We start from the raw sequence: 25,496 nt of genomic DNA on the forward strand, positions 1-25,496 counted from the left end.
TGCCTACTTCTTTATTTTTTAATTTTTGCGTATCTTAGTTCTGGACTAGAACCGATAATGAACTGAACACCAGATACTGATGGTTTTTGTAAATATGAAGCACTTGGGAAAATAATTGGGATTAATGGTGAATCTGTAAACATAATATCTTCCGCTTTATGCAATAAGTCAAAACGCTTATCTTCGTTTTGTTCAACTTTTGCTTCTTTTACTAAAGCGTCAAATTCTTTATTATGCCATTTTGCATAGTTATTCGGACCATCACCTGCATATAAATCTAGTTTAGTAATTGGATCTAATAAAGAGCCGCCCCATCCCATATAAGCTAATTGGAAATCACTTTGCTTGTATGTATCGATGTAACTCTTCCACTCTTTATTTTCTAATTTAATATCTACGCCAAGATTTTTCTTAAACATTTCTTGCATTGCTTCTGCTACTTTTTTATGTTGTGTATCTGTAGTGAATTTTAATGTTACTTCAGGTAATGTAGACCACCCTTGTTCTTTCATACCTTCTTCTAATAATTTTTTCGCTTCTGATGGATCAAATTTAACGTAATCACCTTTTTCTTTACGGAAATCACGACCACTTTGTGTTTTTGCTCCTTCTGGAACGAATGCATATGCTTCTTGCGCATTATTTTTATACAGTTTTTCAACGATAAATTTACGATCAACCGCTAATGAAAATGCTTTACGTACTTTCGCATTTGTAAACGGCTCTTTTTCTACGTTAAACGAATAAATATAAGATGAGAATCCTGCAACACGCTTATATTCTTTATTTCCTTTTTCTTTTTCAATCATCTCTTGTGGTAAACCACTTAGTAAATCTAATTCTTTTGATTTAAATAATTGATACGCTGTTTTAGAGTCTGGAATAATACGAAACTCAATTTCTTTTAATGTTACCTTTTTATCGTAGTATTCTTTATTTTTTTGTACTGTAATAGCCTGGTTATGCTTCCACTCTTTTAACTTGAATGGTCCATTCGTAATTAACTCTTTTGGATCTGTTTTTAATTTATTATTATCATCAATCGACTTTTTAGCTAATGGAATAAATAATGAGCTTGCTAATTTCTGTTTAATAGAAGCAACTGGATGTTCAAGAGTTACCTTTAATGTTTGAGGATCAACGACTTGAATACCAACTTGTCCCTCTTCACCTTTTCCAGTATTATATGCCTCTGCCCCTTTAATGAAATACATTTCTGTCGCATTCATAGAACCCGTTTTCGGATTTAATAATCGCTTCCATGCAAATTCAAAATCATTTGCCGTAATAGGAGAACCATCTGACCATTTAATATCTTTCTTCAAATGGATTGTATATTCAGTTCCATCAGCATTTACTTCTTCTTTCTCTGCTAATTCATTTTGATATTTCCCATCACTATCTTGCGTATATAAACTTGAAAACAACTGCCCAATGATATAACCTGACGTGCTATCTGTTGCAATAGCAGAATCAAGTGTGTATGGATCACTACTAATATTCGTTACTAATCGATCGCCTTCTCCCTTACCAGCACTCGCCTTTTGCGTCTCTTTCTTACCGCAAGCGACCGAAGTAATCGCTAAAACAGTCATAATGATAAACAGTAAAAACTTCTTCATCCTATATTCTCCTTTAACCCGAAATTTTTGGTGTTGATGCTAACAATGTTTTTGTATAAGAATGTTGTGGATTACGGAACACTTCGTCCGTATTTCCAAATTCAACAAGTTCTCCTTTATATAAGACAGCCACTTTTTCACATAAATAGTGAACCATCGGCAAATCATGCGCGATGAATAAATATGTATAGCCTTGTTCCTTTTGAATTTTTTGCAGCAGATGTACAATTTGAATTTGCAATGAAACATCTAATGCTGAAATTGGTTCATCAAGAATCAATACTTCTGGCTCACACAATAACGCTCTTGCAATAGCAATTCGTTGACGTTGTCCTCCGCTAAATTCGTGCGGATAGCGATCGATATATCGTCTATCTAATCCCACACGTTCTAGCGCATCACCTGCTACTTTATCCTTTAATCCTTTATCACCTAAACCGAATGAAATATAACCTTCCGTTACGCTATCGCGTACTTTCCAGCGCGGATTTAATGCTGCTGTGGAATCTTGAAAAATGAACTGTACTTTCTGTAAAAAATCTCGCCTATGAGCTGATTTCAGCTTGTGAACGACTTGACCGTTATAATCAATTTCACCAGACGTTGGACTCTCAATCCCTGCTATGAGCTTTCCAAGTGTTGTTTTTCCTGAACCACTTTCACCAATAATGCCAAGTGTTGTTCCTTTCGGAATAGAAAGTGATATGTCTTTTAACGCTGTGATTTCTTTACTTTTACTTCCATACGTTTTCGTTACTTGCTTTATAGTAATTAAATCTGTCGTCATGAGGCATTCACCTTCTCTTTTGATTTCGCTTTATTATGCTCTAGAACATGTTGCCAACAATGTGAACTATGCTCCTTAGAATATGTGGTTCTCTCTGGAAAACGATGAATACATTCTTTTATCGCTACTGGACAACGATTTACAAAAGGACAACCAAAGCTATTTAATGTTTCAATGGAAGGTGTCGTTCCTTCTATAGCACGTAATACCTTTTCGGAATCATCCATATTCGGAATTGCTTGTAATAAACTTTTCGTATATGGATGTTTAGGAGAACCTATTACCTCCTGTATCGTTCCTTTTTCAACGACACGTCCCCCATACATAACAACTACTCGATCAGCTACTTCACGTACAAGTGCCAAATCATGTGTAATTAATAAAATACTCGTATTTTGTTTTTCTTTTCTTTCTTTTAATAGCCCCATAATTTGTTTCTGAATCGTTACATCTAACGCTGTTGTCGGCTCGTCTGCAATTACAAGCTTTGGGTGACAAGCAAACGCAATTGCTAAACAAATACGCTGCCTCATACCTCCGCTTAATTGATGTGGGTACTGTTCAAAGCGTTTCTCTGCTTCATGTATCCCTAAATCTGTTAACAAGTTAATCGCAATTTCCTTTGCTTCTCTTTTCGATTTTTTCCCATGTTGCAAAACTACTTCTGTAATTTGTTTGCCTACCTTCATCGTTGGGTTTAAAGATGAAAGCGGATCTTGAAATATAAAGGAAATATCTTTTCCGCGAATTTGATTCCATTCTGAATCTTGTAAATTCGTTAATTCCTTTGCTTGGAAAGCTATATTCCCATCATCGATATGAATTGATTCTTGATTCAAGCCGATAATGGATTGTGCTGTGACACTTTTTCCTGAACCACTTTCTCCTACAAGTGCAACTATTTCACCTTCGTTAATAGAAAAGGAAACATGTTTCACAATCGCTTGCTTAATATTCTCTTTTTCAACGGCTAACGTTACGTTTTCTAAAGATAAGATTTGTGCCATGTTTTTTCTCCTTTCGATTCCGTTTGACGATTTTTGGATCAATCGCATCTTGCAAACCATCACCAATTGCATTAAATGCGAACATAATGAGTGCAATCATGATTGCCGGGAAAAATAGCTGCCACCATTCTCCGCTCAATAATGTCCCGAGTGCATCATTCGTCATCGTCCCCCAACTTGCCGCTGGTGATTGTACTCCAAGTCCTATAAAGCTTAAAAATGATTCTGAAAAAATAGCTGCTGGAATTGTAAATGATAAATTCACGATAATAACCCCTGTTAAATTCGGAATTAAATGCCCATATATAATTTTCATATGTGATGTACCTAATCGCTCTGCTGCAATAACAAACTCTCGTTGTTTTAAAGACAATACTTGTGCTCGAATGAGACGAGCCATTCCAATCCATCCCGTTAATGCAAGGGCGATAATAATGGTGAAAAGACCTGGTTTCATAACAATTAATAGCAAAATAACAATTAATAAATATGGGATGCCATATAATACTTCAATTCCTCTTATAATCCACTCATCAATTAACGTTCCAAGGCGATTACGCCCTCTCACATATCCACTAAATCCACCAATCAGTACACCAAGTCCTATATCGAGGACAGCTGCTACTAATCCAACTGTTAGTGAAATCTTCCCACCAGCCCAAGTACGTGCCCAAATATCTCTCCCTAGATCATCTGTTCCAAACCAATGTTCACTACTCGGCGGTAAATTTGTTGCCTCTTTTACTTGTTCACTCGCAGTAAATGAAGTTAAACTTTCGCCAATAAGCGAGAAAACAATAATTAGCAATAACGTCACTGTTCCTAAAACTGCGATTGGATTCGATATAAACTTACGAAACACTTCTTTCTTTCTGCTAATTGTTTGCCGATTTTTATTTATCGTTAATTCTTTTTTCTCTTCTTTCGTTAATAACTGTTCATTAATCTCATAAGCTCCCATTTAAATATCCCCCCTCCTTATGTAATAGAACGAATACGCGGATCAACAATACGATGAATAATATCTGTAATAAAAATACATACAATTAAAAGTGCACTATAAAAAATGGTTGTTCCCATAATCACTGGATAATCTCGGTTAAAAATACTATCTACAAAATATTTTCCTAGGCCAGGAATTGAAAAGATTTTTTCAATAACGAAAGTCCCTGTTAAGAGTCCAGCCATTAACGGTCCAACAAATGTAAGTACTGGAACAATCGCATTTCGAAGAGCGTGTCTTATAATAATCTTCTTAATTGGTATACCTTTTGCTCTTGCTAGCTTAATATAATCACTCTGCAGTACTTCGATCATATTAGAACGAACAAACCTTGTAATAACTGCGATTGGCCCTAACGCTAATGCAAAGGATGGCAATACCGTATGTTCGAATGTTCCCCAAGAGGCTACTGGTAAAAACTCAAATTGGATAGCGAATACTTGTATAAATAGTGGCGCTAAAATAAAACTTGGAATAGAAATACCTAAAATTGCGAGCAAACTCACACTATAGTCAATTACTCTCCCATGATAGAGAGCAGCAAATGTCCCTGCCGCAATTCCTACTAACAATGAAATAACAAGTGCTTGTAGACCAATAATTGCTGATGGACCAAAGCCAGTTGTTATAATCTCTGATACACCTTGCCCGGTTGATTGAACAGATTCACCAAAATCAAAATGAACTACACCGTCTAAATAAGCAACATATTGATTCCATAACGGTTCATCAAGGTGATACTTCGCTCTCATGTTTTGGATCACTTCTTCAGGAAAGATTTTTGCATCTGATGAAAATGGATCTCCCGGAATAATATGCATAATTAGAAATGTCACTGTCGTAATAACCCATAGTGTGAACACCATAACCGATAATTTTTTAATTACATACACTTCAATAACCCCCTAAACACATGAATTTACTTTGTTTTATGAACGTACTTTTTCCATTACTCCCTTTTCTCTTTTTAGAATACAAAAAGCCTTGATCTTAAAAAATAAGATCAAGGCTTAACAAACAAAGGCCCATCACTTATCTTTCAAGACTTGCTTGCTGGAATTAGCACGGTGTTCCTATTACAGAACCCGCTGCTGAGGTGTCATAGGGCCAGTCCCTCTACCTCTCTGGATAAGTAAATTGCTATATTATTATTTGGTTCAAATTGTATATTTCGAATTATAATTCTGAAAAATTGAAAAGTCAATCAGATTGGATAAATTTAGAAAAATCAGTTTTTAATTCATTTATCGAAATTACAGTTTTCGGCTTATAATAAAAAGAAATGATGTTAAAGGGGTTATAAGATGGACCCCTTACTTCTTGCTACTATAGGATTAACCTTAACAATCGTTATACTTGTCATCATCGGCTCCTATAAACTCTTTAGTAAAAAGAAACGTATTACTTCTTTTTATACTCCTTTCGATAATATTACCGGGCAAACTATTTCCGAATTTCACGAAGAACAGAAAATATTAGTATCTGAGGATGAAGACGGAGATGGCAAGAAGAAAAAATAACCCTGCACAGGCAAGGTTATTTTTTCGTTTCTGCTTGAAAACGTTTATAGTATGTCGATGCTGTTGCAAAATTAATTTCTATATCACGAATCAACGATGAATCTTCTTCTTTAGCTAACTTCTGTAATTTTTTCATCGCTTGTTCTGATTCATTCAAGAAACCAATATATACCTCATGTTCTTGCTCTTTCGACTTCGGAACACGAATTTCTTTACGTATATGATCAATATCTTCTAACATGCTCGTTGTTACCTTTTGCACGTCTTCTTTATATGTAGCATTCGTTATTTCCTTACCGCCCTTTTCTTTTGCCACTTCAAATAACTGCAGTGCTTTATTAATTTCTTTATTCATTTTTATATCGTATTTTTCATGTACTGCAAGGTATTCTTTCATCTCTTCTGTTTGTTCAGTAGATTGCTCTACCTTTTCTTTCGGTTCTTTCGTATCTTTATTTCCATTACATCCTGCTAGAAGGATCATACTTCCCATTACAGCAATACCCAAAACCTTCTTCATCTCTTCTTCTCCTTTTATCTACAGCTATTACTCATTATAGTTTCTTTTATCTCCACTTGTTATTATACCGAGAACGCCCTACTTTTTACACTTAAGACGACATCGTAATATATATACCAACATGTTTGTCACAGTATCGTCACTTTATACAAATAACTTTTGCAATGCTTTACTACATCACCTTACAAAACTGTAAGCACACATAAAGAACAAACCATGCTAGACTTACATATGCATAACGCAAACATATGTAAGGTTTTAAGGAGAATCATCTATGTACAACACAATGCCTTTTATGGGAGAAGATATTCGTGTCCTTATTCGCGAAAAATCACTTCATATCGAAAATACAGAGAGCCTTCGCCGCGTATTAAAGAAGAAGCATGCTCCATTTAAGTTAGCTCAATATTTAAAACAACAACATACAAATCAATTTCATACCGCGCTAAATATATCGGATAAATCATTAACAATCGAAATCATCGGTCATGTCTACATTGGAAACTTTGCAGATACCTTAAAGGAAATCCCACGTATACCGAAGATTGCTCCTATTATCGTTAAAAAAGCGTATAAAATTACTGACCATACCGATATTATCGACTGTGGGGAAAAAGAAGTCGATAGTAATCGCTGGGTGTGGGATAAACTTGCTGTTTTATATGATACGATCATGAATAATATGTATGAGGTATTTCAAAGAAATGAAAAAAAGAACTGATTCAAACATTCCCTTTGAATCAGTTCTTTTTTGTTAAGCCTCTAAATTTTGTCTTTGTTGCAGTTCAAACTGCTTCTCACTTCTTCTGGCCATAAATAGATAACATAATACTGCTCCTACTTCACAAAGCGCAATAACAACACCCATCGGTAACGCTGTATTACTCCCACCAATACCTACTAGCGGAGCGACAAGCGCTCCTGAAATGAACTGTAATAAGCCTAATAAAGCTGACGCTGTTCCTGCAGCTTGCTTCTGATTTCTCATCGCTAATGAGAACCCAGTTGTTGATACAACCCCGACACTTGATACAACAAGGAATAACGAACATAAAACACCGATTAAACCTATTCCTAGTACGATTGTCAGTAGTAAAGATAGGCCACCAACAGCTGCGATAATAATACCAGCAACAAATAATGTCTTCTCATTCACTTTCCCCGCTAAACGACCCGTTACCTGACTAGCAATAATAATACCGATGCCGTTAATCGCAAAGAATAAACTAAATTGCTGTGGTGATGCTCCGTATATGTTCTGCAACACAAATGGTGAGCCCGAAATGTATGCAAACATTGCCGCTGTTACTAATCCTTGTGACAATGCATATCCCATAAACAGACGGTCCTTTAACAATTTTCCGTACGTCGCCAAAGTCCCTGACAAACCACCCGTTTCTCTTTCTTCAGGAGGTAATGTTTCACGCAATACAAAAGTAGCTGAGATTAACATGAATACGCTAATTGCTCCAAGAACGATGAAAACACCGCGCCACGTTGTAAACTGTAATAATTGCCCCCCAATAATCGGTGCCAAAATAGGTGCTGCTCCGTTTACTAACATAAGCAGTGAGAAAAACTTCGTCATTTCAGAACCTGAGTACATATCACGTACCATTGCACGTGATATAACAATCCCGGCTGATCCTGAAGCTCCTTGTAGGAAGCGCAATAATACTAATGTCCAAATAGATGGCGCAATAGCACAAAGTAAAGAAGAAGCAACATAAATAATAAGAGCAATAATAAGTGGTTTGCGTCTTCCGTAAATATCGCTAATTGAGCCAACAAATAATTGTCCTACTGACAGCCCAAGCAAACAAGCTGTTAATGTAAGCTGCGCTAAGGATGCACCTGTTTGCAAATCATCCGTTAACTTCGGTAATGAAGGCAAATACATATCAATAGATAATGGCCCAATCGCCGTAAGTGTTCCTAATACAAGAATCATCCATAACCTGTTTGCCTTTACAGGTTTATATATTTCGTGATTAACTTCATTCACTTTTTCAATTCACCCTTTCCTATACACACTGAATCGTAACAATTATAGTTACATCATAAACATACGTCAAGTACAGCGCATTTTCCTCTTTCATAATGTAAAAAAAGCGATAGAAATTCTATCGCTTTACTTTTTCACATTGCTATTCGCAAATTTAGATACCGAGGCCATCGTCTCTCCTGTATCTAAATATGTAATTTGAATTGGGTCTCCTACTTCTGTAAACATAGCATACGGGAATTTCTTCACTGGTATCATAAATACCTTTTGTTCATTCTCTAAAAGTACGTACACGATTGTATTTTCACCTGATTTCTCTTTATATACACGTTGTACAATACCTTCTTTTTGCGCTTCTTTTCCTGTTGAGGTTGGTCTAAAGGTATCACCATTACCGCTCATTACGTTTTTATAATTCTCAAGCGCTTCTTTCTGCGTCGAACCTGTCGCAAATATTTTTGCATTAGCAGCATATACAACTGTATGTGCACGTACTAGGCCTCCGTCATCAACAACCGGAATAATCCAAGCTGGTTTTCCGTATACGTTATAAATGACAGGCATTGTCCCATGCCATTTCTCTCTCTTAAAGGAATTATCCACTACTTCTGTAGCTGCTGAACCATCCATAATTCCCTTTACTTCTTTGCCGTTATAGTAATATAACTTACCTGTACGCGCATCAATAAGCGAGTAACCTAACGCAGAATCTACTCCTTCTTTCGGAGAGGTGAAATCAGTAAAGTAATATAACGTTCCATCCTTACCAAAGATTGGTGTAACTCCTTCTTTCGTTCCCCACTCAGTCGGAATCTTCATATCAGTTTGCGAGAATTTCGTATTCCAAAATCCGTGAATATATTTACCAAAGTACGTATTTAACGTAGATGCAGTCTCATGATTTAATACACCATCAACAAATTTAGGTGCCTTTCCTTTATCATACCTTTTCACTTCACCTGTTTGTGCGTCTACTACGACAACACCTTCTACCTCAAATCCAGATCTTCCTGAAATAAATTCACCATACGTCATTGTATAATATGGTTTCCCTTTATCATCAACCTCAAATTTAGGTTTCCCTTTAAAGATTAAATTTGGTTCTGCTTGCCTTACCACACGTTCTAAATTATTACCAAAAAACATGCTCGGTACATATTTCATTTTATAACCGAGGTGTAATTTCGCTTCCGCATCAGGATTCGTACCTGACATCGTTACATACCCTGGAATTGTCTCAGCTTTACGCGCTTTAAAAAATCCTGAAACTTCAATCGGCGCTACATATAAAGCTTCGCCGTTTACCATTTGTGGCGTTAATTCTCCTAGCTCAAAATAAGCTACTTTCGGAATATCACCAAATACTTTTTTCATCTTATTCTCCGCTGTCTTTGGCGGCACTGTAAACGGCTGGTCATTTTCAGTAAATGGCTCTGAAATATCTTTCTCTATCTTAACAACAGAATCATATTTCTTTTGCGAGATTACTATATCGTGCAAATAACCAAAGTAGCCGTAACTTGCGAGTAAAATAAACATTAGAAGTCCTTTTAATGTACCTTCTAATTTCCCTATTTGATCTTGTGAAAATAAAACAAGCCCAATTAAAATTGCTACTGCAACAGAATAATGAGTAAGAATCGAGTCTACTCGATCATCAATTAGCCAAAAGTATTCATAGATTGCAATACCTATCCAAAATAAAACAGGAATAACTAAAATAGATGATTTCTTACCCTTTACAACCTTCTTATCTCCCTTCTTATCCACTGCTCGAAGCTTACTACTACTTCTTGTCCATGGAATCAAAAACAAAGTAAGAATAGCTAAAACTACAAATTTCATCAAAGGCACTGTCCCCTTTTCTTTTGTATTCCCTTTTAGTATAACAAATAAAGGGTATTAAGGTGAAAATAGGAATAGTTATATTTTTTTACTACTTAATACAATCCCGCTCACTACATATAGAATAGATGCAATATAAAAAATTGTACCGATCGTAAAGAAATCTACTAAATATCCCGTGGCAATAACCGCTACTGCTCCGCCAATGGATGTCCACACATGGTATTTTCCAATCTCATAACCAGCCTTTTCCTGCGCAACCTTTCGTGCTAATGAAGTCTTCTCAGTATTACGCTGCACAGCACCTAAAACTCCCATTACAATTTGAAGAATATACACATGCCATACTTCCGTGGCAATCGGAAAGCAAAGCATTAAGATTGCCATGGACCAAGCGTATATGATTAATAATTTTTTATCACCTACTTGATCAGATACCTTTCCCACTAGTGGATATACAAGTGCTGATGTTAAAGCAAATAAGCCATACGCCCAGCCAAATTGCGAGAAGCTATTTCCAACGTTTCGAAGTAATAATATATAAAAAGGAAATACCATACTTCCTGCCATCATGATAATACTTTGCGAAGCCACAAATCTTCTATATGTCATTTCGTATACTCCCTATAAAATAAATTAACAAATCTCTCTTCTGAATCTACTTCCTTCTTTTTCTTGAGAAATTCTTCAATACGAGGATATGCCCTTTTTAACTGCTCTTTCGTTGGATAAGAATAGTACGGCAAATAGTAACTACCGTTATGCTTTAAAGTAACATCAATCATCTTCCGAATGACATCCTCTGTTTTCTTTATCTCACTCTCTGAGCGTCCCTGGTTAATCAAAAGAACCAGCGCAAACATATCATCTTTCGCATAGGACAAAACTGCATTTTCATTCTTTTCCACGTAACGAATCGTAATGTTGAGTAAATTAAACTCTTCTTCATTTAATGCGTTACGTAAATCATCTATATACTCCGCGAAAGCATCTATAGGCACAAAGTATTCTTGTAACACTTCGGTCCTATTTGGATTTTCATATTCCATAAAAGCACTATCTGATCTCATAACATTATTACGCGTCTCATACTTTCCATCTGTACGTTCAAAATAACCTCTTTGTATATCCCAAAATGTATTCTTTCCCCAATCACTATAACGTGATAACCCAAGTAAAAATTTAGGTGCAACTATAATATTTTCTTCCTTTAATTCACTGTACTCTTCTCTCATATTTTGATTTTGTGCCAAAGTATAATCCGTCACATACATCTCTTTTAAAAATGAATTTGGAGCAACAGAAATACGCGCTAAGTGCATACGAACATTCTCATCTCTTTTCACTTTCTCTTTGAAATAAGATGCGTATTCTTTATAATCTATCATTCTCGTGTGCATTTCATATAATTCATCATCTGTTAACTTCAGCGTCACATCTAAAATAACTCCAAATAAACCGTAACCCCCAATGACATATGGAAATAACTCTGCATTTTCTTCTCTACTTACATTACGTACCGTGCCATCTGCCATTAACAATCTAAATGAATCTACTGTATCAATTAGTGCCTCATGACGAATATCACGCCCATGTACATTTACACTTAATGAACCACCAACAGTAAAAATATTTTGAGACTGCATGACCTGTACCGCAAGGCCATATGGATTTATTTTCTTCTGAATATCATTCCACGTGACACCACTTTGAACTGTAATACGCTTCTTCTCTGGATCGAATTCTAATATTTTATTATATCCTTTCATATCGAGCATCGTGCCATTCGGATAATATGTCTGTCCTCCTTGGCTATGTTGCATGCCTGCAATGGAAATTTTCTCTCCTGAAACTTTTGCATCTCGCACTAATTTTATTAACGAGTGCTCTTCCGTAGCACTTTCAACACGTTTTATTTTTGTCGGAAGCAATTTACCTACATCACTCATAATAGGATGATCAATTTGTTTTTTATACGTATGTACAGACGTTGCAAGCAAAACCGTATATGCGACAATGACCACTACTATCTTTCTTTTTTTCAAAGGACACTCTCCTTATTAGCAACAAAAAGAGATACCCGTTCTTTCAGGTACCTCTCTTGACAGTGATTACTTTGCTGCTGGCAATTGTATTGGATCAAATTTATCATACGATGTAAACTTCGCATCCGTAATAATGTGCGCTTTATCCTCACCATTGCTACTCATAACCATATCTATCTTTGCTGATTCATATTTAAAATCTTTTGTAATAATATATTCTCCATCTATTTCTTCTATCTTTGCATTTTGGCCTTGTAGCATTTGTTTCTGCTTTTCATCCATACTAGCTAACATACTCTCTGTCTCTTGCCCTTTTAATGCAAACTTCAGCTTATAATTATCTCCACTTTTCTCCATCTTCACTTTATTTAAAATTTCCGATGGAATCTCTAAATTATCTACCATTCCTTGAGTCGCATTCATTCCGTTAGCATTTAATTGTTCCTCTGGTACAGACATCACTTCACCCGTATTAGGATTTTTCAACTGACCAGCAATTTTGCCACCCACATCATAAACAACAACCTCTGTACCAGAAACATTCATTTCAGAACGAGAATTTTTTTGCTTCGGCTCTAATTGCATTTTGGCCTTTATTACATTCATCTCTGTTCCTTCAGCCTTTATTCCCACATCATATGTCATCGTTACATTTTCTTCGTTTTTAAAAGCTTCATTCGCTTTATTGAAAACATCCTTCGCTGTTAATTCCTTTTCTTTCTGCACAGCTTCTTTTTTCGGCTCATCAGTCTTTTTTGTTTTCTCATTACTACACCCTACTCCTAGACCGACTGCAAGTACTAAACTTGAAATTAAAATAAATTTTTTCATAACGTCCCCTCCTTCCCAAAAATAATATCATCTCTTTTCCTATGAAATCTATATAATTCGTAATATTCTTCTTTAAATTTATTTCCTATATAGCAACATGTTTGAGAAAAAGTTTAAATATGATGTAAATAATAACAACTCATTTCAGGAGGTCATTATGAAAGCTATTATTTGCACAAAGTATGGACCACCTAATGTTCTCCAGCTTCAAAATATAGAAAAGCCTAAACCTAAGAAAAATGAAGTATTAGTTAAAATTCACGCAACAAGTGTATCGACTGGAGATTGTAGAATACGTGGCTTTAATAGCCCCCTCTTATTTTGGATTCCTATGCGGATCATATTAGGTTTCAGAAAACCGAGAAAACCTATACTTGGCGTAGAGTTATCCGGTGAAATCGAAGACATTGGATCAGATGTAACACAATTTAAAAAAGGAGATCCAGTTTTTGCATTAACAGAACTAAACCTTGGTGGTTATGCGGAATACACATGCGTGCATGAAAGTGGATTAATAGCATTAAAACCTACCAATGTGACATATGAAGAAGCTGCCGTTATTCCTTTTGGCGGAACTTCAGCATTGCACTTCCTTAGAAAAGGACAGATAAAAAAAGGGCAACGAGTACTTATATACGGCGCCTCTGGGTCAGTAGGGACAGCTGCCGTACAGCTTGCTAAATACTTCGGGGCGACTGTCACAGCCATTTGTAGTAGTTCGAATTTCGATTTAGTAACAAATTTAGGGGCAGACAACGTAATTAATTATATGAAAGAAGATTTTACTAAGCGGGGCGATCACTACGATATTATATTTGACGCAGTTGGAAAATATAATAAGTCTCTTTGTACAGATGCATTAATGCCTAATGGAAAATATGTATCTGTGAACGGAATGATGGCAAAGGTCAGTAAAGAAGATATGAACCTACTAAAACAACTAGCTGAAACAGAAAAGCTAAAACCTGTTATTGATAGAACTTACCGATTAGAAGAAGTTGTAGAAGCCCATACGTATGTAGAAATGGGCCATAAGAAAGGAAATGTTTCGATTACCTTAAAATAAAATATATTCTGAAAATAACATTGACAATTCTTTTTGTACGATTTACTATTAGTACCATATTCAAAACTACATACACATACTCTTATCAAGAGTGGCGGAGGGACTGGCCCGATGATGCCCGGCAACCGAGCTTATGACGTATAAGCTAAGGTGCTAATTCCTGCAAAACGAGTTTTCGTTTTGGAAGATAAGAGAGGAATCTATTTCGTCTATTCGGCACCTCTCTTATTTTTGGGAGGTGCTTTTTATTTTGGAACGTATATGAAGGGGGATTTATAGATGAAAAAGGTATTATTAAGCATTGTAAGCGGAGCAGTATTATTATTAGGCGCATGTAGCGTGAGTTCAGATAAAGAGGTAAAAGCATTAGACGAGAAAAAGATTACTGTCGGTGTAACAGGTGGGCCGCATGAACAAATTTTTGAAAAGGTAAAAGAAGTTGCCGCAAAAGATGGCCTCGAAATTGATATAAAAGTATTTAATGATTATGTAGCGCCAAACGTATCTTTAGATGAAAAAAGCCTTGATGTAAATAGCTACCAAACAAAATCGTATTTAGATGTATTTAAAGCTGAACGCAATATGAAATTAGCTGAAGTATTTTCAACAGTAACATTCCCTATGGGCGTATATTCTAAAGATATAAAAGATGTAAAAGACTTAAAAGACGGCGATGCAATTGCTGTACCAAATGACCCAACGAATGAACTGCGAGCTTTAAAATTATTTGAAAAAGCAGGGGTTTTAAAAGTTGATCCAAAGGCTACAGAAAAAGCGACTGCAAAGGATGTAATTGAAAACCCGAAAAATTTAAAGATTGTTGAATTAGAGGCATCTCAATTACCAATACAACTAAGTGAAGTGAAAGCAGCCGCAATTAACACAAACTTTGCATTAGGTGCAAAATTAAGTCCGGCGAAAGATTCTATTTTCCGCGAAGGAAAAGATTCACCATATGTGAACTGGGTCGTTGTTCGTACTGAAAATAAAGATGATGCCGTTGTAAACAAATTAAAGAAAGCTTATCAATCTAAAGAAGTAAAAGAGTTTATCGAGAAAAAATTTGATGGTTCAGTTTTACCATCTTGGTAGGAGCTGACGATAATGATTGAATTAAAAAACATATCCAAAGTATTTTCAACAAAAAAAGGGACTGTTGAGGCTCTTAAGTCTACTTCCCTTAAAGTAGAAAAAGGCGAGGTATTTGGAATCATTGGGTATAGCGGCGCTGGTAAAAGCACATTGATTCGATGTGTAAATTTATTAGAAAAACCAACGACAGGAAATATCATTGTAAACGAACAAGACTTAACAACGTTATCGACAAAAGAACTAGCAAAAGCGAGACAAAAAATCGGAATGATCTTTCAAGGATTCAATTTACTTAAAACTGTTACCATCTATGAAAACATTGCATTACCTTTACGCCTTGCTGGCATTCCAAAAGCGGAAATTAAAAAAAGGGTAGAAAAATATTTACGCATTGTCGATCTTTTCAATCGAAAAGATGCTTATCCAAGTGAACTTTCTGGCGGTCAAAAACAGCGCGTTGCAATTGCACGTGCACTATCACATGAGCCTGAAGTGTTATTAAGTGATGAAGCAACGAGCGCTTTAGATCCAGAAACAACTGATTCTATTCTTGATTTGTTATTAAAGATTAACGAAGAAATTGGAATTACGATTTTACTCATTACACACGAAATGAACGTTATCCAACGTATATGCGACCGCGTTGCCGTTATGGAACATGGATCTGTAGTCGAAAGCGGGACTGTGAAAGATATTTTCACAAACCCACAACATGTAACAACGAAGAAATTTGTAAATAGCGCCTTTGCAGCTAAAATTCCAGAAGAGGTACAGAAAGAACTACAGAATACTGGAGAAATTGTAACACTTTCATTTATTGGCACTACTTCAGGTGAACCTGCCTTGGCTGTTGCCACAAAACGTTTCCAAGTGTATCCGAATATTTTATCCGGTAATATTACGCAGTTAAAACATGAAGCATATGGGAAACTAGTCGTTCATATGCAAGGAGAACAAAATGAAATCCACCGTGCTTTATCATTTTTACAAGAGCAAGGAATCATCGTAGAAGGAGGTAGAACAGATTATGGGAAACAAGTCCTTTTTGGATGAATGGGGTAAAGTCATATGGGAAGCCACAATTCAAACCTTTCAAATGACATCTATTTCATTACTCATCTCACTCCTTATTGCACTGCCACTTGGCGTCACACTTGTTTTAACGAGACCTGGTGGGCAGCGTGAAAATAAAATCATCTATCCTATTCTTAATACAGTTATTAATATCATTCGCTCTCTTCCATTTATCATTCTATTATTCTTCATCTTACCTTTTACAAAGTTTCTAATGGGAACATCCATTGGCGTGCAAGGTGTTATCGTACCACTTGTCGTCTTCACAGCTCCCTATATCGCACGTTTAATGGAGACAGCCTTACTAGAAGTAGATCGAGGGGTTATTGAGGCCTATCAAGCGATGGGAGTCTCTACTATAAAAATCATTTGGCACGTCATGGTTAAAGAAGCTCGTCCCTCCCTTGTACTTGGATTAACAATTGCAACGATTGGCTTAATCGGCGCAACAGCAATGGCTGGTCTTGTAGGTGCTGGCGGGCTAGGGGACTTAGCATATCGCTTCGGACATTTACGCTATGAACCTGAAGTAATGTATGCAACCGTCTTTATTCTAATTATCCTCGTTCAAGGATTACAGTCTTTAGGTAATGGGGTTGCACGAAGACTGAAGAAAGATTAAAAAAGAAGGTATCTCACCAGGGTGAGATACCTTCTTTTTATCTTTTAAATCCGCCTTCTGAATGAATAACTTGCCCCGTAATCCACTCAGCTTCTTCACTTACTAAAAATTTAATGAGTCTAGCTGCATCCTTTGGCTCACCAATTCTGCCAAAAGGAAACATAGGCTTTAACCCTTGTTTTATCTCTTCAGTCATCCATCCTGTATCGGTTGGTCCTGGATTAATTGCATTCACTGTTATTCCTAATTGAGCTACTTCTGCTGACAACGTACTAGTAAGAGCATCAATAGCTCCCTTCGTTGTCGCATAAGCTAGTTCTCCTGCCATAGGACCTTGAAATTGCCCCGAAGTCATATTAACAATTCTACCACCAGATTTCTTATCAAATCCTCGGGCAAATTGACTACTGAGCAATGTAGTCGCACGAATATTAACCATATAATGCTTATCTAATTCTTCAGCAGTCAACGTAGAGAAATCATTATTCGTAGAATATGCTGCATTATTAATTAATATATGAGGGTACCCTAATTGTTCAGTAACTTTATTTAAAAGCTCTTTCGGTGCATCATTCCGAGTTAAATCTAACTCCATGCTCAATACTCTAACACCTTTTTGTAATAGCTCTTCTTTTAATTGTATTTGTTCATTTTTATCAACGCCCCAAGGCATCTCTTTATCATAATCCGTCCAATACGTAAAAAATATATCGTATCCTGCCTCAGCTAATTCTTTACAAATCGCTGCTCCTATACCGTCTAGACGACTTACGCCTGTAACAACTGCTACTTTATTTTTTAATTGGTTCATCATATACTCCTCCAAGTTTAAAGGACGCATATTTTATATAAGAGATATAAATTTCCCCACCTAGACCTCTGTCCTTACAAAAAGGATGTACAAGCCAACTATGCAGTCCTTGCATGATTTACAAATAGCTAAATAAACCCTCACTTATGAGAGAAAAATTCATCTATCCAATTTCTAATCATTACAAGTTCATCCACATATCGAGTCCTTGTCTCCTTTCCATATATCTCTGTTTCTATCATACCAATATGATGTACTATTTCAAATGATAAAAAAATAAAAACCAATATTCCATTCCAAACTTCTATCGAATTTATTTTATTATAATATAATAAATAATGAAAATAATCAGAAAAATACTGGCAAATATTGACTAACCTTCTTATAATAAAACGTGGGGCTAATGTGAGAATTTAGTTTTAAACAAATAGGGGGAAGAAATATGTCAAAAAAATTACTTTCTTTATTTTCTGCAGTAATCGTAGCAGCTTTTGTAATAACCGGCTGTGGTCAAAGCGATACGACAAATAAAGAACAAAAAGAGAATGCAACAAAAGAAAGCAAAACGGAAAAAACAGATACAACGAAAGAAAGTAAACCTACTGAAAAAAAATCCGAAGATAAAAAAACTGAAGATAAAAAGCCTGAAAATACAGCTACTGGATCAAGCGACTACTCTAAGCTGATTTCCTATATGGAAAAAGAAACAGGTGGTAAAACAAAAGTTCTTTTTGAAAATAAAGAACCACAAGTCTATAAAGCTGAAGATGTTTCAGTATCAATGAATAGTTACACATTAGTTGAATTAAATGGATTCCATACAAACTTCGATATTCCGTTTAATCGTCAAACAGAAGGCGGAGTTATTCTTGTGAACTACAGCGTAAAAAATAGTTCAGCTAAAGATATTTATTATATGCCAGCATTGGACATGTCATTTACTGGCGCGCAGAAAGCATATAGTAACTATAAAGATTTAATTCCAAAAGAAGATCAGCTCCCAACTAAACTTGCTCCAACGAATGATTACTTAGTAAAAGCAGGAGAAACTATTTCTGGTTATATCGCTTATCCATTCGGAAAAGATGATCTAGCGAAAATTTCAAGTCTCTCAACAGTCTCAGTCACAGTCCCAACTGCACAAGCTAATAAAGGAAAATTTGATGCTCCAATCGGAAATCCTGGAAGCTTTTCATTAAGTTTAAACAAACAGGGTGCTGAAAAAGTTGCAACAGATAATACTTTCTACCAAGATAAAGCTACAGCTAATAACATGGGCGATAAAAAAATGTTAAAAGAGAAATCAAGTATTAATAACAATCAAGAATTAGGCGCTGTTAATGTTACATTAGACGGATACCAATTCACTCAATTCACACCAAATTCCGTCGAAGCTCCACGCTTTGCAAATTTTAAAAACGGTCTTGTTCTGTTAACAGTAAAATTCAAGCTTGATAACAAAGATGCTCAAGACGTTTCACTGTCTCCTATAAGCTCTACATTGAGAGTGAATGATGGTACACAATATACGATTAATGAAGGTATGCTATTAAATTATGACTATAATGCTTCAGTCAAAACAGGAACATCTGGAGAGTTACTACAAGTATATATTTTAGATCAAGAGCAGTATGAAAAGATTTGGAAAGACAAAAGCTTTGAGATTGAGTTAGGACCTATGAGAAATAAAGAAGCTAAAGATATTTCACAAGGTAAAAAAGCTAAATTTACATTACCTAAATAAATTAATAAATATATAATAGAAAAGGCATATAACATATGATTGTTATATGCCTTTTTCATTTTATAAAAACACCATTTTTGTTCACACTTTATCCATTGTGAATTTTTTCACAATGGATATATAATAAACATGTAAATAGAATATTGGAGGGATTTCAATGGTTATCAATTTTTTAAGAACTGATAAACGTGCTGCTTTCATATTATTATTTTTACGATTTTACATAGGATATGCATGGCTCGCTGCTGGGATAGGTAAAGTTTTCGGACAATCTTTTGATGCAAGTGGTTTTCTAAAGGGCGCTATCGCTCAAGCATCAGGTGACCATCCTGCAGTACAAAGTTGGTGGGCAGATTTTCTTCAAAATTTTGTTCTTCCAAACGCAGACCTATTTAGCTTTTTAGTTCAATGGGGAGAAATTTTAGTAGGTCTAGGTTTAATTTTAGGCGGATTAACAAAAACAGCTGCATTTTTCGGAATCATAATGAATCTTTCATTTTTATTAAGCGGAACTGTTAGTGTAAACCCAAATCTGCTTATTTTAACTATGTTCATTTTAGTTGCAGGGCAAAACGCTGGACGTATTGGATTAGATGGCTATGTTTTCCCTAAACTTTTCCGTAAAAATAACCACGGAACATATAAATTAAGTAAAACTGCGTAGTAACAGTTTACTTTTAAAATATAAATAAGAAAAAGAGCCTGAGTATAGGCTCTTTTTCTTATTTATCCTAATTTAAACTTTTAACGAGCCACGAAAACCTCTGGCAGCATAGTAAGAGTCTGCTCCATTGTGGTACACGAAAACATGTCCGAAGCGATAATCGCAAAATAGAGCACCACCGAGTTCTCGAATATCTGAAGGTGTTTGTACCCAACTTGATGATTTCATGTCAAAATCCCCAAGTTGTTGCAATTCCCGATATTGTTCTTCCGTTAATAGTTCAATGCCCATAGCATTTGCAACATCAATAACATTATTTTCTGGTTTATGTTTTTTTCTTGATTCTAACGCTTCAAGATCATAACAAAGACTTCTGCGGCCTTTAGGACTCTCCTTTGAACAATCATAGAAAGTATATTCGTCCTTTTCTTCATCATAACCAACAACATCCGGCTCACCGCCAGTTACTTCCATTTCGTTAAGTGACCATAATTTTTCAGCATTAGCTTCTATCTTAGCTTCAACCTTAGCCCATTCAAGACCTTCATGGCGGTTCATATTTTTCTCAAAACGAGCTTGCAATACTTTCAATAACTCTTGACGTTTTTCTACTAGTAAGTCATTTTTATTTCCTGTCATATTAGTCCTCCCTGATGTGTGTACAGATATTAGTTTAAGTATATATTTTATAATAAATCATCTCAAGATGAAGACCGTTTCAGCCTTATGTCTTGTACAAACATCCATTATAAAGTTCTAAAACCCTCCATACTTTCTCCAAGAATATAGTGTGAAAACCACATCAAATTCTGCTTCATAATAGCTACATTCATTCCCGGCTGATTAGGACTATATGCCATTCCTTTAAATATAATTAATTCTGTATCCACTTCCATATCCATTAATCCTTGATATAGATCATATGCATTTGTAATTGGAATTCTTGCATCCTTTTCTCCATGCTGAATTAAGGTAGGCGTACAAGCTGATTCAATATACGTCATAGGTGATGTCTTCGTATATATCTCTGGATCATCCCATGGAGTATTTCCTAAATACATTCTAATAAAGTAAGGTATATCTGTATTTACATAATGGGTACTCCAGTTAGTGATTCCACCGCCAACTGAAATAGCTTTAAATCGACTACTAAATGTAGAACAGAAAGCTGATACATATCCACCGTTGCTCCATCCCATAACTCCTACTCTATCCTTGTCTACCATCCCTTTTTCTACTAGTTCATCCACTCCAGATATAACATCATCGTAGTCAGCAATCCCCTGTTTTCTATAGTTAGCTTTTAAAAATTCATTACCATAACCTGAACTTCCTCTGTAATTTGGTTCTAAAACGATAAAGCCTTTTTCAATAAACTGTTCAATCGGATATTTCTCATTGAAGCAGTCTGAAAATATCGGAAAAGACGCCCAAGCCGGACCGCCGTGAATTACTACTAATAAAGGATATTTTTTATTAGTATCAAACTCTACTGGCGTTGATAAAACACCTTCTATTTCAAGACTATCGCTACTTTTCCATGAGATGATTTCCCTGTTACTTCTAAGTTTCCCTTTGAAAAAGCTATTTTCATCCGTTATTTTTTTATCGTCTAAATAGATTTCAAAGGTTTCATTTGTTATTGCCTTATTGTAGGATATATATTTGCCATCCTTTGTTATAGAAGCATCCATTATAAAGCCATCTACTTTTTCGCTTAATATTTCCACAGTTCCATCTTCAGCTAGCAACCCAATAAGATAATTCGTTTTATTCTGCCATCTAATTAAAATCCCTTTAGCTGTCCACTGTAATGGCATAACCGTACTATCAAAATCTGTTAAAGGTTGAATTAGCTCTCCATTATGAATATCATATATCTCTAACGTACTATCTTGTATATAGTTTCTATAGTAATCCCTCTCTCTTATGCTTGCTGAGTAACAAATTTTGCTGCCCTCTGGAGAAAAGCAAACACTCCCTCCCAACAATTTATCCACATTCAGCTTTTGTAGCTCTCCAGGTTTAATATGGAGTATGTATAGATCTCCATTTATATAATCTGCCATATTTGAGCTTGGTGTCGCCATAAATACAACCTTTTTACCATCATTTGAAATATCAAATTCATGGATATGAAAATCCTTACCATCAGTTAATCGATAAACAACTCTGTTCTCATGTTCATCTGTATCACTTTGTATCACCTTTTCTATTTCAATGTAATATAAACAATTATTCTGGTGTTCCTTACTTACATGATGGAAATCTCCATATAATTCCTTACGTTTCTTTATTTCCTCACATTCTTTTGACTGTGCAACATAATAAAAACCTTTGCCAGCAGGATCCCATTTGAATGTACTAATTCCTTCCTTCTCATCAGTAATTTGAACCTCGCTATAACCATCTAGCGACTTAACAAATATCTGATTTTTCCCATCACCAACTGGACTAAGATATGCGATACACTTAGCATCTGGAGACCATAATGGGTGTGTACTATCTATATCCCCATTTGATAATGGGTAACTCTGCTTCTTATCTTTTTCATATATCCATACATGATTCCTATATGTATTGTCTTTCCAATCAGCCGTCTTCTTTACAAATGCTACGTTTTTACCATCATCACTTATGTTTGTACTTGATAAGGTTGGTAATGAAATAATCTCTTCTATACTTAGATATGTTTTTTTAATCGTTTTCATCAATATCCCCCCTGAAATGTCCATAAATCTCTCGTCTCTTTTTGTCGTAATAAAAGAAATTGTTCATGAATACTTAAAATAATAACGAAAAATTCAGATAAATAAAAGTGAATTCGATAAAGTAAAACTTTAATCTATAGGGTTCTATCCACTTACCAATTCTAGATGTTATTTTTCGACACAAAAACACCCCTTTAGATAAAATATCTAAAGGGGTGCAAATTTGTAAATTTATTTTAAAGCTACAACTATATTTATTAACCTACCAATCTCCTACTCAACAGTAACAGACTTAGCTAAGTTACGTGGCTTATCAACGTCACACTCGCGGTGAAGTGCTGCGTAGTATGAAATAAGTTGTAATGGAATAACTGCTACTAGCGGTGCTAGTGCTTCGTGTACAGCTGGTAATACGAAGCTGTCTCCTTCCATTTCTAAGCCTTTCATTGAGATGATACATGGGTTAGCTCCGCGTGCTACTACCTCTTTCACGTTGCCGCGAATTCCAAGGTTTACGTGCTCTTGTGTAGCAAGTGCGATAACTGGTGTACCATTTTCGATTAAAGCGATTGTACCGTGTTTTAACTCTCCTCCAGCGAATCCTTCTGCTTGGATGTAAGAGATTTCTTTTAGTTTTAACGCACCTTCTAATCCTACGTAGAAGTCTACGCTACGTCCGATGAAGAAACAGTTACGCGTTGTCGCTAAAAATTGTTTTGCTAATGCGTCCATTTCTTCTTTTTGATCACAAAGTTCTATCATTGCATTTGCTACAAGTCCTAGTTCGTGTGTTAAATCGAAATCAAGAACTTCACCTTTTGCTTTAGCAATATCAGCTGCTAAAATTGAAAGTACTGCAAGCTGTGCTGTGTAAGCTTTCGTTGATGCAACTGCAATTTCTGGTCCAGCATATAACGGAAGTGTATAATCAGCTTCACGAGAAAGAGTAGAACCAGGCACGTTTGTAATTGTTAATGCTTTATGACCCATTTCATTTGTTTGTACAAGTACTGCACGGCTATCAGCAGTTTCACCACTTTGTGAAATGTAAATGAAGAATGGTCTTTCTGTTAATAATGGCATGTTGTAAGAGAATTCACTTGCTACATGCACTTCAACTGGCATTTTTGCAAACTTCTCGATAAATTGTTTTCCAACAAGACCTGCATGATAGCTCGTTCCACATGCAATGATGTAAATACGATCGCTATCTAAAATCGCATTTCGAATGTCTTGATTTAATTCAATCTCGCCATTTTCATCTTGATACTTTTGAATTATATTACGGATTACAAGTGGTTGCTCATCGATTTCTTTAAGCATGAAATGAGGGTATGTTCCTTTTTCAATATCACTTGCATCTAATTCCGCTGTAAACGGTGCACGTTCAATCGTTTCACCTTGTAAGTTTTTAATTGTAATACTTTCTTTCGTTACGATTACGATTTCTTTATCCATTAACTCAATAAATTGATCTGTAACTTGTAACATCGCCATAGCGTCGCTCGCCACAACATTAAAGTTGTCACCAACACCTACTAATAGCGGGCTTTTGTTTTTAGCAACATAAATCATGTTTGGATTTTCAGCATCAAGTAATCCGATTGCATAAGAGCCATGTAAAAGAGATAGCGTATTACGGAACGCTTCTTCTACACTTAATCCTGTGCTCACTTGTTGTTCCATAAGCTGTACGATAATCTCTGTATCTGTTTCACTTACGAACGTTACATCTTGTAAATATTCCTTTTTCACTAATTCATAGTTTTCAATTACACCGTTATGAACTAGTGTAAAGCGTTTTGATGTACTTTGATGCGGATGCGCGTTTACTTTACTTGGAACACCGTGTGTAGCCCAGCGTGTGTGTCCGATACCTACGCTTGCTGCTACATTCTCATCTACGATTTCACGAAGTTTTGCGATACGGCCTTTTTCTTTGTATACAACAACACCGTTCTCTGCTTGTACTGCAATACCTGCTGAATCATATCCACGATATTCTAGCTTTTCTAAACCTTTTAATAAAATTTCCTTTGCATCTTGCTCTCCAATAAATCCTACGATTCCACACATGTTTAGTCGCCGTTACAAATGCTTACACTGCTCTGCGAACATGTAACGACATAGTCCGATACCATTTTTATTTATACTAAAAAACGGATTACATATTGCTAGCCCTGTAAGCTTGTAACGGCTTTCACCTTCCTCTCGATTGGGTTTAAGTCCGTATATACTTATACAGCTAGTTTTCATCCGTTCCTCTTCTCTCATCACACTTTCACCTTTGTCCACTAAGTCACCTTAATGATTTAAGTAAAAGTTTGCGGTTGTGATGAACAACCGGGAGTCATCCGCCGAAATCTCGATAAACCCCACCTCGTCAACTACACTATTTGTAGTTCTGGCGCTTTTATAATTTACAATATTTCCTTTGAGAAAAAGAACAAGACCATCTTATAACAAACATGGATAAACCGTCAATGAAATTTTTTTCATCGTCTATAAAACATATGAAAAAGGAGCA

24 protein-coding genes and 2 riboswitches are annotated in these 25,496 nt (G+C 35.7%); of the genes, 8 read left to right on the forward strand and 16 right to left on the reverse strand.

Annotated elements, in window-relative coordinates:
• Positions 1 to 11: 11 nt before the first annotated feature.
• The 5 genes from OXT04_RS26280 to OXT04_RS26300 are packed head-to-tail and all read right to left on the reverse strand — an operon-like array spanning position 12 to position 5,312.
• A complete protein-coding gene (locus OXT04_RS26280; protein WP_071713801.1) occupies positions 12 to 1,622 on the reverse strand; it encodes a peptide ABC transporter substrate-binding protein in 1,611 nt (536 codons plus the stop codon).
• A gap of 13 nt (positions 1,623 to 1,635) precedes the next feature.
• Entirely contained in the window at positions 1,636 to 2,409 is a 774-nt protein-coding gene (locus OXT04_RS26285; protein ID WP_000205647.1) for an ABC transporter ATP-binding protein, read from the reverse strand.
• Entirely contained in the window at positions 2,406 to 3,416 is a 1,011-nt protein-coding gene (locus OXT04_RS26290; protein ID WP_267418625.1) for an ABC transporter ATP-binding protein, read from the reverse strand. Before OXT04_RS26290 ends, OXT04_RS26285 begins: the two co-directional genes overlap by 4 nt.
• Positions 3,373 to 4,377, reverse strand: a complete 1,005-nt coding sequence (locus tag OXT04_RS26295) for an ABC transporter permease (protein ID WP_267418626.1) — start codon at positions 4,375 to 4,377, stop codon at positions 3,373 to 3,375. The genes OXT04_RS26290 and OXT04_RS26295 overlap by 44 nt, the downstream gene beginning before the upstream one ends.
• Positions 4,378 to 4,394: 17 nt before the next feature.
• Complete coding sequence (locus OXT04_RS26300) at positions 4,395 to 5,312, reverse strand: ABC transporter permease (RefSeq protein WP_097997501.1); 918 nt, start codon at positions 5,310 to 5,312, stop codon at positions 4,395 to 4,397.
• Between the two features lie 136 nt (positions 5,313 to 5,448).
• Positions 5,449 to 5,554, reverse strand: a riboswitch (SAM riboswitch).
• Between the two features lie 169 nt (positions 5,555 to 5,723).
• On the opposite strand from OXT04_RS26300, the gene OXT04_RS26305 reads away from it, so the two are divergent.
• The gene (locus tag OXT04_RS26305) at positions 5,724 to 5,939 is read left to right on the forward strand and encodes a DUF3951 domain-containing protein (RefSeq protein ID WP_267418627.1); all 216 of its coding nucleotides are present in this window, start codon (positions 5,724 to 5,726) and stop codon (positions 5,937 to 5,939) included.
• Positions 5,940 to 5,955: 16 nt separating this feature from the next.
• On the opposite strand, the gene OXT04_RS26310 is transcribed toward OXT04_RS26305, so the two are convergent.
• Positions 5,956 to 6,459 carry a hypothetical protein gene (locus OXT04_RS26310; RefSeq protein WP_000756522.1) on the reverse strand — a complete coding sequence of 168 codons (504 nt, stop codon included), beginning with the start codon at positions 6,457 to 6,459 and terminating at the stop codon, positions 5,956 to 5,958.
• 274 nt (positions 6,460 to 6,733) lie between these two features.
• Between OXT04_RS26310 and OXT04_RS26315 the strand changes: the two genes are divergently transcribed.
• A complete protein-coding gene (locus OXT04_RS26315) occupies positions 6,734 to 7,180 on the forward strand; it encodes a hypothetical protein (RefSeq protein ID WP_061660787.1) in 447 nt (148 codons plus the stop codon).
• 33 nt (positions 7,181 to 7,213) lie between these two features.
• On the opposite strand, the gene OXT04_RS26320 is transcribed toward OXT04_RS26315, so the two are convergent.
• The 5 genes from OXT04_RS26320 to OXT04_RS26340 all read right to left on the reverse strand — a co-directional run bounded on the left by OXT04_RS26320 (position 7,214) and on the right by OXT04_RS26340 (position 13,185).
• A complete protein-coding gene (locus OXT04_RS26320; RefSeq protein WP_229190176.1) occupies positions 7,214 to 8,473 on the reverse strand; it encodes a multidrug effflux MFS transporter in 1,260 nt (419 codons plus the stop codon).
• 117 nt (positions 8,474 to 8,590) lie between these two features.
• On the reverse strand, positions 8,591 to 10,309 hold the full coding sequence (locus OXT04_RS26325) for a DUF3981 domain-containing protein (RefSeq protein ID WP_000674039.1): 1,719 nt from the start codon (positions 10,307 to 10,309) through the stop codon (positions 8,591 to 8,593).
• A gap of 78 nt (positions 10,310 to 10,387) precedes the next feature.
• The gene (locus OXT04_RS26330; protein ID WP_000222367.1) at positions 10,388 to 10,921 is read right to left on the reverse strand and encodes an MFS transporter; all 534 of its coding nucleotides are present in this window, start codon (positions 10,919 to 10,921) and stop codon (positions 10,388 to 10,390) included.
• Complete coding sequence (locus tag OXT04_RS26335) at positions 10,918 to 12,354, reverse strand: FAD-binding oxidoreductase (protein WP_267418628.1); 1,437 nt, start codon at positions 12,352 to 12,354, stop codon at positions 10,918 to 10,920. Before OXT04_RS26335 ends, OXT04_RS26330 begins: the two co-directional genes overlap by 4 nt.
• A gap of 66 nt (positions 12,355 to 12,420) precedes the next feature.
• On the reverse strand, positions 12,421 to 13,185 hold the full coding sequence (locus OXT04_RS26340) for a DUF6612 family protein (protein ID WP_000713524.1): 765 nt from the start codon (positions 13,183 to 13,185) through the stop codon (positions 12,421 to 12,423).
• 157 nt (positions 13,186 to 13,342) lie between these two features.
• Between OXT04_RS26340 and OXT04_RS26345 the strand changes: the two genes are divergently transcribed.
• The 4 genes from OXT04_RS26345 to OXT04_RS26360 all read left to right on the forward strand — a co-directional run bounded on the left by OXT04_RS26345 (position 13,343) and on the right by OXT04_RS26360 (position 17,039).
• Positions 13,343 to 14,251 carry an NAD(P)-dependent alcohol dehydrogenase gene (locus OXT04_RS26345; protein ID WP_267418629.1) on the forward strand — a complete coding sequence of 303 codons (909 nt, stop codon included), beginning with the start codon at positions 13,343 to 13,345 and terminating at the stop codon, positions 14,249 to 14,251.
• A gap of 79 nt (positions 14,252 to 14,330) precedes the next feature.
• Positions 14,331 to 14,445: riboswitch (SAM riboswitch) on the forward strand.
• 85 nt (positions 14,446 to 14,530) lie between these two features.
• Positions 14,531 to 15,343, forward strand: coding sequence for a MetQ/NlpA family ABC transporter substrate-binding protein (locus OXT04_RS26350; RefSeq protein ID WP_023520834.1), 813 nt, complete (start codon positions 14,531 to 14,533; stop codon positions 15,341 to 15,343).
• Positions 15,344 to 15,355: 12 nt separating this feature from the next.
• Complete coding sequence (locus tag OXT04_RS26355) at positions 15,356 to 16,396, forward strand: methionine ABC transporter ATP-binding protein (RefSeq protein WP_016084002.1); 1,041 nt, start codon at positions 15,356 to 15,358, stop codon at positions 16,394 to 16,396.
• Positions 16,371 to 17,039, forward strand: coding sequence for a methionine ABC transporter permease (locus tag OXT04_RS26360; RefSeq protein WP_061660792.1), 669 nt, complete (start codon positions 16,371 to 16,373; stop codon positions 17,037 to 17,039). Before OXT04_RS26355 ends, OXT04_RS26360 begins: the two co-directional genes overlap by 26 nt.
• Positions 17,040 to 17,076: 37 nt before the next feature.
• On the opposite strand, the gene OXT04_RS26365 is transcribed toward OXT04_RS26360, so the two are convergent.
• On the reverse strand, positions 17,077 to 17,853 hold the full coding sequence (locus OXT04_RS26365; protein WP_002094237.1) for an SDR family oxidoreductase: 777 nt from the start codon (positions 17,851 to 17,853) through the stop codon (positions 17,077 to 17,079).
• Between the two features lie 439 nt (positions 17,854 to 18,292).
• On the opposite strand from OXT04_RS26365, the gene OXT04_RS26370 reads away from it, so the two are divergent.
• Both OXT04_RS26370 and OXT04_RS26375 read left to right on the forward strand, forming a co-directional pair.
• Positions 18,293 to 19,594 carry a DUF5068 domain-containing protein gene (locus OXT04_RS26370; protein WP_000038602.1) on the forward strand — a complete coding sequence of 434 codons (1,302 nt, stop codon included), beginning with the start codon at positions 18,293 to 18,295 and terminating at the stop codon, positions 19,592 to 19,594.
• A 157-nt stretch (positions 19,595 to 19,751) separates the two neighbouring features.
• Positions 19,752 to 20,258: a DoxX family membrane protein gene (locus OXT04_RS26375; protein WP_000236337.1), complete on the forward strand. Its 507-nt coding sequence runs from the start codon at positions 19,752 to 19,754 to the stop codon at positions 20,256 to 20,258.
• 72 nt (positions 20,259 to 20,330) lie between these two features.
• Here OXT04_RS26375 and OXT04_RS26380 read toward each other — a convergent pair whose 3' ends face one another.
• The 4 genes from OXT04_RS26380 to OXT04_RS26395 form a co-directional block, all read right to left on the reverse strand.
• Entirely contained in the window at positions 20,331 to 20,897 is a 567-nt protein-coding gene (locus OXT04_RS26380) for a DUF4256 domain-containing protein (RefSeq protein ID WP_000147403.1), read from the reverse strand.
• Between the two features lie 107 nt (positions 20,898 to 21,004).
• Positions 21,005 to 22,969 carry a S9 family peptidase gene (locus OXT04_RS26385; RefSeq protein ID WP_141505589.1) on the reverse strand — a complete coding sequence of 655 codons (1,965 nt, stop codon included), beginning with the start codon at positions 22,967 to 22,969 and terminating at the stop codon, positions 21,005 to 21,007.
• A 273-nt stretch (positions 22,970 to 23,242) separates the two neighbouring features.
• Positions 23,243 to 25,045 (reverse strand): glutamine--fructose-6-phosphate transaminase (isomerizing), encoded by a 1,803-nt coding sequence (gene glmS, locus OXT04_RS26390; protein ID WP_000334155.1) that lies wholly within the window; start codon positions 25,043 to 25,045, stop codon positions 23,243 to 23,245.
• A gap of 12 nt (positions 25,046 to 25,057) precedes the next feature.
• Positions 25,058 to 25,243 (reverse strand): hypothetical protein, encoded by a 186-nt coding sequence (locus OXT04_RS26395; protein WP_001206405.1) that lies wholly within the window; start codon positions 25,241 to 25,243, stop codon positions 25,058 to 25,060.
• Positions 25,244 to 25,496: the final 253 nt, after the last annotated feature.

The sequence above is a fragment of the Bacillus sp. GC_Bacil_1 genome (genome assembly GCF_026540675.1).
GTDB lineage: Bacteria > Bacillota > Bacilli > Bacillales > Bacillaceae_G > Bacillus_A > Bacillus_A cereus.

Bases quoted from the DNA above. Each gene is read 5' to 3' on its own strand.
- OXT04_RS26280 (WP_071713801.1), bottom strand. From the start codon at position 1,622: ATGAAGAAGTTTTTACTGTTTATCATTATGACTGTTTTAGCGATTACT.
- OXT04_RS26285 (WP_000205647.1), bottom strand. From the start codon at position 2,409: ATGACGACAGATTTAATTACTATAAAGCAAGTAACGAAAACGTATGGA.
- OXT04_RS26290 (WP_267418625.1), bottom strand. From the start codon at position 3,416: ATGGCACAAATCTTATCTTTAGAAAACGTAACGTTAGCCGTTGAAAAA.
- OXT04_RS26295 (WP_267418626.1), bottom strand. From the start codon at position 4,377: ATGGGAGCTTATGAGATTAATGAACAGTTATTAACGAAAGAAGAGAAA.
- OXT04_RS26305 (WP_267418627.1), top strand. From the start codon at position 5,724: ATGGACCCCTTACTTCTTGCTACTATAGGATTAACCTTAACAATCGTT.
- OXT04_RS26310 (WP_000756522.1), bottom strand. From the start codon at position 6,459: ATGAAGAAGGTTTTGGGTATTGCTGTAATGGGAAGTATGATCCTTCTA.
- OXT04_RS26315 (WP_061660787.1), top strand. From the start codon at position 6,734: ATGTACAACACAATGCCTTTTATGGGAGAAGATATTCGTGTCCTTATT.
- OXT04_RS26325 (WP_000674039.1), bottom strand. From the start codon at position 10,309: ATGAAATTTGTAGTTTTAGCTATTCTTACTTTGTTTTTGATTCCATGG.
- OXT04_RS26330 (WP_000222367.1), bottom strand. From the start codon at position 10,921: ATGACATATAGAAGATTTGTGGCTTCGCAAAGTATTATCATGATGGCA.
- OXT04_RS26340 (WP_000713524.1), bottom strand. From the start codon at position 13,185: ATGAAAAAATTTATTTTAATTTCAAGTTTAGTACTTGCAGTCGGTCTA.
- OXT04_RS26345 (WP_267418629.1), top strand. From the start codon at position 13,343: ATGAAAGCTATTATTTGCACAAAGTATGGACCACCTAATGTTCTCCAG.
- OXT04_RS26350 (WP_023520834.1), top strand. From the start codon at position 14,531: ATGAAAAAGGTATTATTAAGCATTGTAAGCGGAGCAGTATTATTATTA.
- OXT04_RS26355 (WP_016084002.1), top strand. From the start codon at position 15,356: ATGATTGAATTAAAAAACATATCCAAAGTATTTTCAACAAAAAAAGGG.
- OXT04_RS26360 (WP_061660792.1), top strand. From the start codon at position 16,371: ATGGGAAACAAGTCCTTTTTGGATGAATGGGGTAAAGTCATATGGGAA.
- OXT04_RS26365 (WP_002094237.1), bottom strand. From the start codon at position 17,853: ATGATGAACCAATTAAAAAATAAAGTAGCAGTTGTTACAGGCGTAAGT.
- OXT04_RS26370 (WP_000038602.1), top strand. From the start codon at position 18,293: ATGTCAAAAAAATTACTTTCTTTATTTTCTGCAGTAATCGTAGCAGCT.
- OXT04_RS26375 (WP_000236337.1), top strand. From the start codon at position 19,752: ATGGTTATCAATTTTTTAAGAACTGATAAACGTGCTGCTTTCATATTA.
- OXT04_RS26380 (WP_000147403.1), bottom strand. From the start codon at position 20,897: ATGACAGGAAATAAAAATGACTTACTAGTAGAAAAACGTCAAGAGTTA.
- OXT04_RS26385 (WP_141505589.1), bottom strand. From the start codon at position 22,969: ATGAAAACGATTAAAAAAACATATCTAAGTATAGAAGAGATTATTTCA.
- glmS (WP_000334155.1), bottom strand. From the start codon at position 25,045: ATGTGTGGAATCGTAGGATTTATTGGAGAGCAAGATGCAAAGGAAATT.
- OXT04_RS26395 (WP_001206405.1), bottom strand. From the start codon at position 25,243: ATGAGAGAAGAGGAACGGATGAAAACTAGCTGTATAAGTATATACGGA.